We start from the raw sequence: 13,445 nt of genomic DNA on the forward strand, positions 1-13,445 counted from the left end.
GGGTGTTTTCGGCGCGTAAACCGTCGCTGCGCGAACGTTTTCGCGCCGAGATTCGCAGGGAAAGGGTCCGGATGGCCACCATCGCGACTCAGATCATCACCGCGTTGGCGCGCAGCGGTGTCCGCCGCGTCTACGGCCTGCCGGGGGACAGCCTCAACGGGTTCACCGACGCCATCCGGCGTTCGGACGACGTCACGTGGGAGCACGTTCGCCACGAGGAGACCGCGGCCTTCGCGGCGGCCGCGGACGCCGCGCTGACGGGCCAGCTGGCGGTGTGTGCCGGCAGCTGCGGACCGGGCAACCTCCACCTCGTCAACGGGCTCTTCGACGCCCAGCGTTCGCGTGTGCCGGTGCTGGCGATCGCCGCTCACATTCCGCGCAGCGAAATTGGGTCGGAGTACTTCCAGGAGACCCACCCGCAGGAACTGTTCGGCGAGTGCAGCGTCTATTGCGAACTGGTGAGCACGCCGGAGATGGCGCCACGGATCGTCGAGATGGCCATGCGCGCCGCGATCGAGGAAAACGGCGTCGCCGTCGTCGTGGTCCCCGGCGAGATCTTCCTGGCGCGCGCGATCGAATCCGGTTGGCTCGCCAAGCCGATCGTGCCCACCAGCTCCGTGGTGCGGCCCGACGACGAGGGGCTGCGTCGTGCGGCCGACCTCCTCAACGCCGGGGAGCGCGTCACCATCCTGGCCGGCGCCGGCGCTCAAGGTGCGCACGACGAGCTGGTGGAGCTGGCGGGCACGCTGAACGCTCCCGTCGTGCACGCGTTGCGTGGCAAGGAATTCGTCGAGTACGACAACCCGTACGACGTCGGCATGACCGGCCTTCTGGGGTTCACCTCGGGCTACAAGGCCATCAAGGAAGCCGACACCCTGCTGATGCTGGGTACCGACTTCCCGTATCAACAGTTCTATCCCGTCGACGCCCGCATCGTGCAGGTCGACGTCCGCGGCCGAAACCTGGGCCGCCGCACACCGATCGACCTCGGCTTGGTCGGAACGGTCGCCGACACCGTGGCGGCGTTGCAGCCGCTGCTGACCAAGAAGTCCTCCCGTGAGCACCTCGACCGGTCGCTGCGGCACTATGCGAAGACTCGCAAGACGATGGATGGGTTGGCGGTCAACGACCGCGACAAGACTCCCATCCGGCCGGAGTACGTTGCCGCCCTTGCCGATCGACTGGCAACCGACGACGCGGTGTTCACCGTCGACGTCGGGTCGCCGGTGGTGTGGGCGGCCAGATACCTCCACATGAACGGCAGGCGCAGGCTCGTCGGCTCGTTCAACCACGGCACCATGGCGTGCGCGCTGCCGCACGCCATCGGTGCGCAGACCGCGTTTCCGGGCAGGCAGGTGGTGGCGTTCGCCGGTGACGGCGGCCTGACCATGCTGTTCGGCGAACTCATCACGCTCGTCCAGAACCGCCTGCCGGTCAAGGTCGTCATCTTCAACAACTCGTCGTTGAACTTCGTCGAGCTGGAGATGAAGGCGGCGGGCATCGTCAACTTCGGCACCGAGTTGGTCAACCCGGACTTCGCCGCGGTGGGTCGTGCGTTGGGGGCGTTCGGCCGCCGGGTGGAGCATCCCGGTGAGCTGGAGGAGGCGTTGACGGAGGCCTTCGCCCACGACGGGCCGGCGATCGTCGACGTCGTGACGGCCCGCCAAGAGCTGTCCATTCCGCCCGCGATCAGTGCCGAACAGGCGAAGGGCTTCTCGCTCTACGCGATCCGGACGATCATGGCGGGCCGCGCCGACGAGTTGCTCGATCTGGTCACCACGAACGTGTCGCGACGACTCCTGGATTGATCGAGGCCCACGACGCGCAGCGTCGTCCTCCGAAGCGGGCGTGGGCCGTGAGTTCTCGCTCACACTTGCTCGTCGAAAGCGTCGGTTTTGGCACGCGCTAGGTGATTATGAAGTTGTCCTAAACAAATGCTCGACCGAAGAACACCAAGGGGGGACGTCGATGTCCGTTCAGACCGCGACTCGTGCACTGCTGGCCGGCCTGGCCACCGGAGGGGTGATCGGTGCCGGTCTGATGGGCCTCGGCACGCCGATCGCGTCGGCGGCTCCGCGGTGTTCGGACGTCGAGGTGGTGTTCGCCCGCGGCACCGACGAACCCGTCGGAGTCGGTCGCGAGGGCCAGGCGTTCGTCGACTCGCTCAAGGGCAATCTCAAGGGCAAGACGGTCGGCGTCTACGCCGTGGACTATCCGGCCTCGTACGAATTCCTTCAGGCCACCGCCGGCGCCGCCGACGCCGCCGCACACGTCCAGTTGACCGTGTCGACCTGTCCGAACACCAAGATCGTGCTTGGCGGCTACTCGCAGGGCGCGGCCGTGATCGACGGCATCACCGGTGATCCCGCAAGGCTCTTCGGGCTGGGGCAACCGATGCCCCCCGAGGTGGCCGATCACGTGGCCGCCGTGGTCGTGTTCGGCAATCCGCTCAACCGCTTTGGTGGTCCGCTCACCGCGCTGAGCCCCCTGTACGGCGCCAAGACCCTCGACCTGTGCAACGGTGCCGACCCGGTCTGCTCCCCGGGTGACGACCGCCCCGCACACAGTCAGTACGTCGAATCCGGATTGACCAGCCAGGGAGCAGCATTCGCCGCCGACCGGGTCAGGTCGTTCGTTCCCCCCGGCGTCTGAGTCCGCCGAAGTCGTTGCGGGCCGACGACTTCGGTCGAATGGTTGGCACCGCGCCGCCGGGGCGACGACGATGTCGGGCATGGCCGACGACGTCCCCACTCTGACCGACGGTGACCAGAGGGCTCTTCGGGAGTGGCTCCGCGCGACGGGTCTCGGCTCGCAGGTCACCGACGTGGAGCCGCTGACCGGAGGCAGTCAGAACATCGTGGTGCGCCTGCGCGTCGACGGTCGTCCGATGGTGCTGCGGCGCCCACCGCTGCATCCGCGCCCGACGAGCGACAAGACCATGCTGCGCGAGATCGCTGTCCTGCAGACGCTGACGGGCACCGGGGTCCCGCACCCCGCGTTCATCGCCGGCTGCGACGATCTCGACGTCCTCGGGGTGGTGTTCTACCTCATGGAGGAGGTCGACGGCTTCAATCCCGGCAACGAGATGGCGCAGGCCTACGTCGACGATCCGGTGCTTCGGCACGACGTCGGGCCCGCCTACGCCGCCAGCCTGGCCCACTTGGGCAACGTCGACTGGGAGGGCAGCCCGCTGGCCGCACTCCGTCGGCCGGGTTCCTTTCTGGCACGCCAGGTTCCGCAGTTCCTGGGCCTGCTGGAGAGTTACCGCCACGAGGGCTACGACCCGGGCTCGCTCGTCGGGGTGCCCGAGTTGGCGGGGTGGCTCGAGGACAACCGGCCCGACGACGGCGAGCCGGGCGTCATGCACGGCGACGCGCATCTGAACAACGTGCTGCTGCGCCGTGACCGGCCGGAGGTGGCGGCGTTCATCGACTGGGAGATGTGCACGATCGGTGAGCCGTTGCTCGACCTCGGCTGGCTGCTGGTCTGTTGGCCGGCCGAGCCCAACACCATCGACGCGGGCTCGCAGCTGGCAGCGCTCGGCGGCTTGGCCACCCGTACCGAGTTGGTCGAGGCCTACGTCGCCGCAGGAGGCCGGCGCACGCCGCGGCTGGACTGGTTCAAGGCCCTGGCCTGTTTCAAGCTCGGCATCGTCATCGAGGGCACCTGGTCGCGCTACCTGGCCGGTCAGGCCAGCATGGAGGCGGGGCAGCGACTGCACACCTCGGCGGAGTCGCTCATCGAGTTCGGTACGCGGGTGACCAAGGGCGACGACCCGTTCCTCTAGCGGTAGGCGTCGACGCCGAGCTTGACGGCCAATGCCATGCCGGCGACGGCGATCGCGAGGCGCAGCGGCCGGGACGGTGCCCGGCGGACGATGGCCGGCCCCAGCCGCGAGCCGAGGAGGCAGCCGAGGCCGAGCGGCACCACGGCCAGCCAGTGGACCGGTGCGAACACGGCGAAGGCAAGCGCCGCAACGCCGTTCGCGACGCCGAGGACGACGTTCTTCGTCGCGTTGGCGTGCGCCAGCGACTCGCTGCCCGTCCGGAGGAACAGCGCGAGCATCAACACGCCCGCCGCGGCGCCGAAGAACCCGCCGTACACGCAGATCGCCAACACGGTGACGCTTTCCACCACGATCCGGGTGACGGTCCGGGGACCGTCGGTGACGCGCTCCCGCTGTGGCAGCGCGATCAGTACGGCCGATGCCGCCAACAGCACGGGGACGAGCCGTTCGAATCCCTCCGCGGGAATAGTCAGCAACAACGCCGCACCGCCAGCGCCGCCGAGCACGGCCATCGGGATCAACCGCGTCAGCGCGGCCCGCTGACCACGCAGCTCGGGTAGGGACGCCGACACCGATCCGACGCCGTTGAACACCAGGGCGACGGTGTTGGTCACGTTCGCGGCGACCGGCGGCAACCCGATCAGCAACAGTGCCGGATACGTGGTGAGGGACGCCAGCCCGGCGATGCTGCCACACAGCCCGCCGCCAATCCCCGCTGCGAAGAGCAGAAGGGCATGCCACCACGTCATGTCGCCATCGGCGATGAACCCTAGTGGACGACAAAGGGGTTGCGTCCCCCGGCGGGGGAGGCCTACCATCACGTCCGTGCCGAAGCGACTCGTAGTAGCAACCCGCAGCGGGGTCTGATCCAGACCGACCCCTCGCTGTGGGTCGTTGCTTCACCGTCGGTCGATTCCTCGCTCCAGAGAGACCCGGCAGATGAGTTTCCCCACCACCACGATCTCCACCACGGTCGACGCGGCGTCGTCTCGGGCGCCCTTCGCGGGCCCGTTCCCGTCGTCACTGCCGCGCGGTCTCCGCGACGAGGCCCGCGCCCTGCCCTCGGAGGCGTTCCACGCCAAGTACGCGCCGTCGTCGGGTTCGGTCCGACTGCGCAACTGGGAGTGCCTGGACGCGGCCAAGCCCGGCCCGCAGGCCCGCCGGTATCAAGCCACCATCGCCGTGGGCGACCGCATCGGCACGTGCGTCACAGCGGCCAGCGGTCCACTCGCCGCGCTCACCGCCATGCTCCACGATCGCGGCGTCGCCGTGGAGATGCTGCAGTTCCACCAGGTTCGGGCCGGCGACGAGACGGCCACGTTCATCCGTGCGACCGACGGGCGACGCCAGGAGTGGGCGATGGGCTGGGACCGCGACGCCACGGAGTCCGCCCTGCGGGCCGTCCTGGCCTGCGCCAACCGGCTGTGCGAATGACGGCCATCCACGGTTGACCAATCTATCTACTAGTAGGTAGATTGGCGGACATGACGCCGACCACCGAGGACGACATCCTTCGCAGTGCCAGGGCCCTCCTGGTCGGCGGTGGGTACAACGGCTTCAGCTACGCCGACGTCGCCGCCTCCGTCGGCATCCGAAAAGCCAGCATCCACTACTACTTTCCGACCAAGGTCGACCTGGTCACCAGGTTGGTCGCGCGCTACCGAGAGGAAGCCGCCGCCGGTTTCGCCGAGTTGACGCGACAACACCCCGACCCGCTCGACCAGTTGAAGGCCTACATCGGGTTCTGGTCGGCCTGCATCGCCGACGGCACCAACACCTTCTGCCTCTGTGCGCTGCTCGCCACCCAGCTGCCGGTCCTGCCCGACGCGGTCGTCGCCGAGGTGCGGACGTACTTCGAGATGCTGTCGACGTGGCTTGCAGAGGTTCTCGACAACGGTTGCGCACGAGGCGAATTCACTCTTGGAGACACCGCGGAGGCGGAGGCCGAGAAGTTCATGGCGGCCGTCCACGGTGCCATGCTCTCCGCCCGCGCGTACGGGGACCCGAAGGTCTTCGACCTGGTCACAGAGCCTCTGCTGGCCGGGCTGACGGCGCGCCGCTGAGCTAGCCCCGCATCACCGAACCCACCGCCCTCGTCGCCGACGCGGGGCGTGATCCCGCATGGAAGGAAGATGGCGATGGCCGAACGAGTGCTCGAGGACCACCGAACCGACGGACGGCGCTGGCTCACCACGTATTACTTTGCGCGAGCGGCGTTTTCCGTCGTCTGGGTAGCCGCCGCCTTCACCGTGGGCACCGACCTGCCGGCTCTCGCCGGCGTTCTCCTGGTCGTCTACCCCGCCTGGGACGCCGCCGCGAACGTCGAGGACGCGCGACGCAACGGGGGATTGCGGCGCAACCCGACCCAAGCCCTCAACGCGATCGTCAGCGCTGCGACCACCGCCGCGGTGGCAGTCGCGCTGGGGATGAGCATGTTCGCGGTCCTCGGCGTGTTCGGCGTGTGGGCGACGCTCTCGGGCCTGTTCCAGCTCGGCACGGGCCTGCGTCGCTGGAAAACCGTTGGCGCCCAATGGGCGATGGTGCTCAGCGGCGCTCAGTCCGCCGTCGTCGGCGGCACCTTCCTGGTCAAGGCCAACGGGTCCGTCGTCCCAGGCATCACCGACGTCGCGCCCTACGCGGGCTTCGGCGCGTTCTACTTCCTGGTGTCGGCGGTGTGGCTGGTCGTGTCCGACCGCCGTCGTCGCGGCTAGCGCAGCGGACGCAGGATGATCGGCATGCCGTCCATCGGCACGGGCATGCCCCCGTAGTCCCACCTCTGCTCGCGACCGGGGTGTGCCAGCTCCAGCCGGTACTTGCGCAGAAGCCGGTGCATGATGACCTTCACCTCGAGTTGGCCGAACATCATGCCGATGCACTTGTGCGACCCGCCGCCGAAGGGCGTGAACGCGAAGCGGTGCTTCTTGTGTTCGCTGCGCGGCTCGGCGAACCGGTCGGGGTCGAACGTCATCGGGTCGGTCCAAAACTCCGGCAACCGGTGGTTGAGCCCCGGGTAGGCAATTACGTTGGTGCCCTTGGGGATGTGGTAGCCGAGCAGCTCGGTGTCGCGGACCGCCCGTCGCATGGCCCACTGCACCGGCGTCACCAACCGCATCGACTCGTTCATGACGAGGTCGAGTGACTCCAGCTTCTCCAGCGACTCGATGTCGACCGGTCCGTCGCCGAGGCGGTCGGACTCGTCGCGACAGCGGTCCTGCCACTCGGGGTTCGCGGCCAGGTGGTAGGCCATGGTGGTGGCCGTCGACGTCGAGGTGTCGTGCGCGGCCATCATCGTGAAGATCATGTGGTTGACGATGTCCTCGTCAGAGAACTTGTTGCCGTCCTCGTCCTCAGTCTGAGACAGAACGGTCAGCAGGTCCGAACCCTCCGCGCCGCGACGTTCCTTCACACGCTCCGCGAAGTAGTTCTCCAGCAGCTTGCGCGCCTGCAGGCCGCGCCACCAGGTGAAGGGCGGGACGCCGGTGCGGATGATCGCGTTGCCGGCGCGGACGGTCGTGGTGAAGGCATTGTTGACCTTGGTGACCAGCTCGTGGTCGCTGCCCGGCTCGTGGCCCATGAACACCATCGAGGCGATGTCGAGGGTCATCTGCTTCATGGCGGGGTAGAGCAGGAACCGGGGGTCGTTGGGGACCCAGTCGTTGGCGACCACCTGGGACACCACCTTGTCGACCTGCTCGGTGTAGCCGACGAGGCGGGTGCGCACGAAGGCCTCCTGCATGATCCGCCGGTGGAACATGTGCTCTTCGAAGTCGAGGAGCATCAGGCCGCGGTGGAAGAACGGCCCGATGACCGGGATCCAGCCCTCCTGGGAGAAGTCCTTGTTGCGGTTGCCGTAGATCGCCTGCGCGGCGTCGGGTCCCAACGCCGTCACCGCCGCCAACACCGGGGAATCGGCGTAGTAGATCGGGCCCTTGGTCTTGTAGATGTGCATCAGGTACTCGGGTCCGCCGCGGAACATCTCGACCATGTGGCCGACGACGGGCAGGCCCGCGTCGCCCATCACCGGCTTGAGGCCGCTGCCCGCGGGCGGCTCTGCCAGGGGCTTTTGCGGAAAGTCGGTGCGGAGCAGCTTGCGTTCGAGGGCGCCCATCCCGGGGAAGTTGTTGATCGACGGCGTGAAGCGGCGCTTCGCTTGGTCTCGCAAGTACTCCGGGGTGCTGATGGTCGCCATTGGCATGCTCCTGGGCTGAAGGACGTCTGTGGTCGATGTCACTGACCTAACCCATCCTGTCGCTGACACTTGACGCATGTCAAGTTTTGATCTGGCGTGGCGTCGGTGCAAAGGTTGTACGCGATGACCGCCGAATCCGCTCCCAGTGGGGCCCGCCAGAGCCGCGGTGACCGGCAACGCGAGGCCATCTTGAACGCCGTCCACGACCTGCTCCGGGAGAAGCCGTTCTCGGAACTGTCGGTGAGCACCATCAGCGACCGCGCCGGCGTGGCGCGGTCGGGCTTCTACTTCTACTTCGACTCCAAGTACTCGGTGCTCGCGCAGATGCTCGCCGAGGCGATGCAGGAGCTCGAGGAGTTGACCCACTACTTCGCCCCGCGCGGCGCCGACGAATCCACCGCCGCGTTCGCCAAGCGGATGGTCGGCAGTGCGGCCCTGGTCTACTCGCACAACGACCCGGTGATGTCGGCGTGCAACGCCGCCCGCAGCACCGACGCCGAGATCCGGGAGATCCTCGACCAGCAGATGGCATCGGTCGTCGACCAGATCGTGAAGATCGTCGAAGACGAGACGACGGCAGGTACGGCCCACCCGATCTCCGACGACGTGCCGACACTGGTGCGCACGCTGGCCGCCACGACGGGCGCCACCCTCTCCGGCGACTCGTCCTTCGTGGGTGCCGGCCGCGACACCTCGCGCGCGGTCGCGGTGCTCGAGCGACTGTGGCTGTACTCGCTGTGGGGCGGCGGGAGCCTGGCCGGCGACTGACGCGCGGTCGGTAGGGTCACGACCATGGTGCAGAGCTACGCGGGCAAACGATGTGTGCTCACCGGTGCCGCCAGCGGAATCGGACGCGCGACGGCGCTGAAGCTGGCCGACGAGGGCGCCGAGCTCTTCCTGACCGACCGCAACGCCGAGGGCCTCGCCGAGACGGTTGCCGACGCGCGTGCCCGCGGCGCCACCGTGACGGTTCACCGCGTGCTCGACGTGTCCGACCACGACGAGGTGGCCGCCTTCGCCGCCGAGGTCCACGAGGCCATCGGCGGCCCGACCCCCGCGGTGGACGTGGTGATGAACATCGCCGGGATCTCCGCGTGGGGCACCGTGAGTCACCTGACCCACCGGCACTGGGAGTCGATGATCTCGGTCAACCTGATGGGGCCCATCCACGTCATCGAAAACTTCGTTCCGGCAATGGTTCTCGCCCGCCGGGGCGGTCACCTCGTCAACGTGTCCTCGGCCGCCGGACTGGTGGCCCTACCCTGGCACGCGGCCTACAGCGCCAGCAAGTACGGCCTGCGCGGCCTGTCGGAGGTGCTGCGGTTCGACCTCGCCCGACACCGCATCGGGGTGTCGGTCGTGGTACCCGGGGCGGTCAAGACGCCCTTGGTGCAGAGCGTCGACATCGTGGGCGTCGACCGCGATCATCCGCAGGTGCAGAAGTGGGTGGAGCGGTTCAGCGGCCACGCCGTGTCGCCGGAGGTGGTCGCAGACAAGATCCTTCGCGGTGTCGCCCGCAACCGGTATCTCATCTACACCTCGGCCGACATCCGCGCGTTCTATGCGTTCAAGCGCGTGGCGTGGTGGCCGTACAGCGTCGCGATGCGGCGTGTGAACGTGATCTTCACCCGCGCGCTGCGACCGTCTAAGACCGGTTGAGGCCGAGCGCGTCGGTCATCGTGAAGAAGAGGTCGGTCTGATCGGTCAGGGCCACGACGTTGGCCGCGCGGGGGCCGAAGGCGGCCAGCCGCAACTGGGTCCCGGTGTGACCCTGGTCCTCGATGCCCACATCGGCTGACGTGCCGTAGCTGACCAGCATCTCGGCGTCGTCGGCGGTGGTCAGCAGGCGGGTGAGGCCGGGATACATGATGTCGCGGACCCGTTCGATCGGCTGCTTGGTGTCCTCGGCGATGCCCTGAAGGTCTTCCTCGGTGTAGGGCTCGGCGATCTGACTGGTGTGGGCGTGGTCGGCGGTCGCGATCACCAGCGTGTTGCCGTCCTTCTTGGCGAACTCCAGCGCCGCCTGCACGGCTTCGTCGAAGGCCACCGTCTCGCCGATCTGGCCACACGGATCCGCGGCGTGGTCGCGCTTGTCGATCGACGCGCTCTCGACCTGGAGGAAGAAGCCCTTGTCCTTGCCCTTGTCGCTACCGGAGAGCAGGTCGACCGACTTCTTCGTCATGGCCGCCAACGTGGGGACCTCGGCGCCGCGCTGGGGGTTGTCGGCGCATCTTGCCGCGGGCTGCAGGTAGCCCTGCCGGACGGCGGCGGGACCGGTCCAGCTGACCGGCATGTTGCCGTCGGCGAACAGGCCCAACAGCGGAGCGTCTTTGTCGGCCTTGGTGATCGAGTTCAATTCGTCCGCGGTGCGGACCATCTGGAAGCCGCGCTCCTTGGCCTGCACCTCGAGGGTCTTGCCCTTGAAGTCGCCGCCGTTTGCGGTCTCGGCGAAGGTCTCGGCGCCGCCGCCCATCGTGATGTCTGGTCGCGTCGCCAGCATCTGCTCGGTCACCGAGCCGCGCCCGCCCCGTTCCAGGGCTTCGGAGGCGCAGTCCTCGGCGGTCTCCTTCGGGCCGTAGCAGTCTCGTTCGGTGATGTGCGAGAAGAGCGCCGCTGGTGTGGCGTCCTGTATCTCGGAGGTGGTGATGTCGCCGGTCGCCCGGCCCTGGGCGATCGCGAGTTCGAGGATCGTCTTCTGCGCGACGCCCTTGACGTCGATGCCCAGTGCGCCGTTGTACGTCTTGGTCCCGGTGGACCAGCCCGTCGCGCTGGCCGCGGAGTCGGTGACGTAGTTGGGCTTGCCGTTCTTCTGAAGCGCATAGGTGGTGTACTGACCCGTCAGCGGGAGGGCGTCGAGGCCGGCGAAGAAGCCACCCGCCCCCTTCTCGTAGTTGCGGGCCAGGGTGATCTCCGAGTCGCCCATGCCGTCGCCGATCAACAGGATCACGTTCTTGGCCCCCGAGGCGTTCACCGCGTTGCGGATGGCCTCGCTCTGGTCGCCGTCGACGCGGCGGGCGCCTCCATTGGTCGCGAGATCTCCGGTGGCGGCGCGCGTCACCCCGTCGCCGTTGGACGCCTTCTCGGAGTCGCTGCTGCAGGCTGCCAGCGGCAGCATCGCCACCGCACCGACCACCAGTGCCAGCTTGAGGCCAACTCTCATCGCCACCCGTATCTCCTCGTTCGCCGTGCGTTGCCTGGCAGATTGAACGGGACCCGGGTTAACGGACGCTTATGTCGTTGCGAACGGCGAGCGCCGTCAGCGCTTTCCCCAGTCCCACGGCGGCGTGGTGAGCATGGTCTGGTCGACGACCAGCGTCTCGCCCCACTGCTTGTAGAGCTCGATCTCGCTGGAACCCTCGACGTCGAGATGCCCGCGCATGGCCTGGGAATGCGTGACGACCACGACCTGCGTCGCCCTGGCCGCGGCGCGTATCATCGAGGCCAGCGGCGCCACCAAATCGGGGTGCAGCGAGGTCTCCGGCTCGTTGAGCACCATCAGTGACGGCGGCCGCGGACTGAGTAGCGCGGCTCCCCAGAGCAGGAAACGCAGTGTGCCATCGGATAATTCGGCAGCACGCAGCGGCCTCAGCATCCCGGGCTGACGTAGCTGTAACTCGAAGAGACCGTCGTGAACGGTGACGGACGGCTCGGCCCCGTCGAAGGCGTCGGCGACCGCCCTCGGCAGGTCGCCCGACCCCAATTCGAGGATGGTCTGGATGGCGGCGGCGAGGTCCCCGCCGTCGTCGGACAGCACCGGGGTCCTGGTACCCACCTGGGGCCGGCGGGCGGGTGCGTCGGCGTCGGCGCGGAAGCCGTCGTAGAACCGCCAGTCGCGCAGCCGGTCGCGCACCGAGGCGAGCTCGGGCAGGGCGTATTCGGCCAGCACGCTGCGATGGGTGGGCAGTGCGCGGGTGAGCTCGGTGAAACCGCGGCCGGCGTCGTCGGCGACCTCGGCGTAGTCGGCACCGCGCCGGACGAGCGTCGCGCTCGGGCGAAGCCGCGGACCGGCGAACACCATCTCCCGCTTGATCTCGGGATCGCGCGCGAACAACGACTTGGGGCCGGCGTACTGGGGCAGGCCAAGGTCGATCAGATAGCCGAGATCGTCGGAGGCGAAGCCGAGTTCGAGGGCGACGGGTCGGGTCCGCGTCGTGCCCTGCACCTCCCCGCCGCGGCGCGCGCCGGTGGGGTTCTCCGGGCCCGCCCACAGCACGGACTGAAGCCCACCCTCCCGTGCCAGTGAGCCGATCACCTCGCCGCGACCGCAGTCGGCGAGCAGCTTCAGGGCGCGGTACACCGAGGACTTGCCCGTGCCGTTGGCGCCGGTGACCACCGTCAGGTCCGTCAGGGGGAGCACGACCTCGCGCATCGATCGGTAACCACGAATGGCCACGGTGTGCAGCATGCTGACGAGGCTAGGTGGCGGTGGTGACAGCCGGGGCGTGCGGCATGGCCAGCTCGAGGCGCACGCCGAGCAGCCGCACCGGCCGATCCAGCTCGAACCGATCGAACACCGCAAGCGCGGCGTCGCGGACGACGGACTCGTCGGTGCCGGGGACGGCGAGCTTGCGGATCTTGGTTCTCGTGAAGAACGTCGAGGTGCGGACGGTGACGGCAACCCGGGTCACCGTGCGGCCCTGCTCGACGACCTCGGCGAGTGTCTTGCGGGCCAGCTCGACGACGGCTGCGTCCATCTCGGCCCGATCGGTGAGGTCCGCGGCAAAGGTGACGACGTGGCTGCGCGACCTCGGCACCCACGGCTCGGTACTGACGTCGGTGTCTCCGCCGCCCTTGGCCAGCAGCAGGATTCCCAATCCGGTGCTCGGACCGAACGTCGACGTCAGGACCTCGGCGTCGGCGGCGGCGAGGTCACCCACCGTGGTGATGCCAAGGGCAGCAAGGCGTTTGGTGGTCTTGGGACCGACTCCCCAAAGGTCGCCGACGCCGCGGTCGCCCATCACCGCCATCCAGTTGTCGTCGTCGAGGCGGTAGACGCCGGCCGGCTTGCCGAAGCCGGTCGCCACCTTTGCGCGTTGCTTGTTGTCGCTGATCCCGACCGAGCACGACAGACCCGTCTCGGCTTCGACGACGTGGCGAATGCGCATCGCCAGCTCGTGGGGGTCCGCGACGTCGGCCCCGAGGTACGCCTCGTCCCAGCCCCACACCTCGAGGGGATGGCCGAGGTCGCGGAGCAGGCCCATCACCTCGTCGGAGGCCGCGTCGTAGGCGGCCGGATCCGAGGGCAGGAACGTGGCCTCGGGACACTTGCGGGCGGCGATTCGCAGCGGCATGCCCGCGTGTACCCCGCGTTCGCGCGCTTCGTAGGACGCGCAGGTGACCACCTTGCGCGCCTCGGTGGGGTCGCCGTTGCCACCGACGATCACCGGCAGGCCGACGAGGTCGGGCCGCCGCCGCAGCTCGACCGACGCGAGGAACTGGTCGAGGTCGACGTGCAGCACCCAGGGCATC

Annotated in this window: 13 protein-coding genes; 8 read left to right on the forward strand and 5 right to left on the reverse strand. The window is 68.5% G+C overall.

Annotation, left to right across the window (positions count from 1 at the left end):
• Positions 1–71 precede the first annotated feature (71 nt).
• The 3 genes from poxB (at position 72) to H7J06_RS18780 (ending at position 3,787) form a co-directional block, all read left to right on the forward strand.
• Positions 72–1,808: a ubiquinone-dependent pyruvate dehydrogenase gene (gene poxB, locus H7J06_RS18770; protein WP_264040537.1), complete on the forward strand. Its 1,737-nt coding sequence runs from the start codon at positions 72–74 to the stop codon at positions 1,806–1,808.
• A 160-nt stretch (positions 1,809–1,968) separates the two neighbouring features.
• Positions 1,969–2,652, forward strand: a complete 684-nt coding sequence (locus tag H7J06_RS18775) for a cutinase family protein (protein WP_264040538.1) — start codon at positions 1,969–1,971, stop codon at positions 2,650–2,652.
• 79 nt (positions 2,653–2,731) lie between these two features.
• Positions 2,732–3,787 (forward strand): phosphotransferase family protein, encoded by a 1,056-nt coding sequence (locus H7J06_RS18780; RefSeq protein ID WP_264040539.1) that lies wholly within the window; start codon positions 2,732–2,734, stop codon positions 3,785–3,787.
• Here the strand turns inward: H7J06_RS18780 and H7J06_RS18785 are convergent.
• Positions 3,784–4,536 (reverse strand): sulfite exporter TauE/SafE family protein, encoded by a 753-nt coding sequence (locus tag H7J06_RS18785; protein ID WP_264040540.1) that lies wholly within the window; start codon positions 4,534–4,536, stop codon positions 3,784–3,786. The two genes, H7J06_RS18780 and H7J06_RS18785, sit on opposite strands and share 4 nt — an antisense overlap.
• A gap of 190 nt (positions 4,537–4,726) precedes the next feature.
• On the opposite strand from H7J06_RS18785, the gene H7J06_RS18790 reads away from it, so the two are divergent.
• From H7J06_RS18790 to H7J06_RS18800, 3 genes are all read left to right on the forward strand, one after another.
• Positions 4,727–5,221 (forward strand): 2-isopropylmalate synthase, encoded by a 495-nt coding sequence (locus H7J06_RS18790; RefSeq protein WP_264040541.1) that lies wholly within the window; start codon positions 4,727–4,729, stop codon positions 5,219–5,221.
• Between the two features lie 50 nt (positions 5,222–5,271).
• A complete protein-coding gene (locus H7J06_RS18795; protein ID WP_264040542.1) occupies positions 5,272–5,850 on the forward strand; it encodes a TetR/AcrR family transcriptional regulator in 579 nt (192 codons plus the stop codon).
• A gap of 75 nt (positions 5,851–5,925) precedes the next feature.
• Positions 5,926–6,498: a DUF308 domain-containing protein gene (locus tag H7J06_RS18800; protein WP_264040543.1), complete on the forward strand. Its 573-nt coding sequence runs from the start codon at positions 5,926–5,928 to the stop codon at positions 6,496–6,498.
• Here H7J06_RS18800 and H7J06_RS18805 read toward each other — a convergent pair.
• Positions 6,495–7,976: a cytochrome P450 gene (locus H7J06_RS18805; protein WP_264040544.1), complete on the reverse strand. Its 1,482-nt coding sequence runs from the start codon at positions 7,974–7,976 to the stop codon at positions 6,495–6,497. The genes H7J06_RS18800 and H7J06_RS18805 overlap by 4 nt on opposite strands.
• Before the next feature lie 123 nt (positions 7,977–8,099).
• Here H7J06_RS18805 and H7J06_RS18810 point away from each other — a divergent pair, with 123 nt between their 5' ends.
• Both H7J06_RS18810 and H7J06_RS18815 read left to right on the forward strand, forming a co-directional pair.
• A complete protein-coding gene (locus H7J06_RS18810; RefSeq protein WP_264040545.1) occupies positions 8,100–8,744 on the forward strand; it encodes a TetR/AcrR family transcriptional regulator in 645 nt (214 codons plus the stop codon).
• Between the two features lie 24 nt (positions 8,745–8,768).
• Positions 8,769–9,635, forward strand: coding sequence for an SDR family oxidoreductase (locus H7J06_RS18815; protein WP_264040547.1), 867 nt, complete (start codon positions 8,769–8,771; stop codon positions 9,633–9,635).
• Here the strand turns inward: H7J06_RS18815 and phoA are convergent.
• The 3 genes from phoA to H7J06_RS18830 form a co-directional block, all read right to left on the reverse strand.
• Positions 9,622–11,136, reverse strand: a complete 1,515-nt coding sequence (phoA, locus tag H7J06_RS18820) for an alkaline phosphatase (RefSeq protein ID WP_264040855.1) — start codon at positions 11,134–11,136, stop codon at positions 9,622–9,624. The two genes, H7J06_RS18815 and phoA, sit on opposite strands and share 14 nt — an antisense overlap.
• A gap of 96 nt (positions 11,137–11,232) precedes the next feature.
• A complete protein-coding gene (locus H7J06_RS18825) occupies positions 11,233–12,381 on the reverse strand; it encodes an AAA family ATPase (protein WP_264040548.1) in 1,149 nt (382 codons plus the stop codon).
• 10 nt (positions 12,382–12,391) lie between these two features.
• Positions 12,392–13,444 (reverse strand): DNA polymerase IV, encoded by a 1,053-nt coding sequence (locus H7J06_RS18830; protein WP_264040549.1) that lies wholly within the window; start codon positions 13,442–13,444, stop codon positions 12,392–12,394.
• Position 13,445 lies beyond the last annotated feature (1 nt).

The sequence above is a fragment of the Mycolicibacterium hodleri genome (assembly GCF_025822245.1).
Lineage (GTDB): Bacteria > Actinomycetota > Actinomycetes > Mycobacteriales > Mycobacteriaceae > Mycobacterium > Mycobacterium hodleri.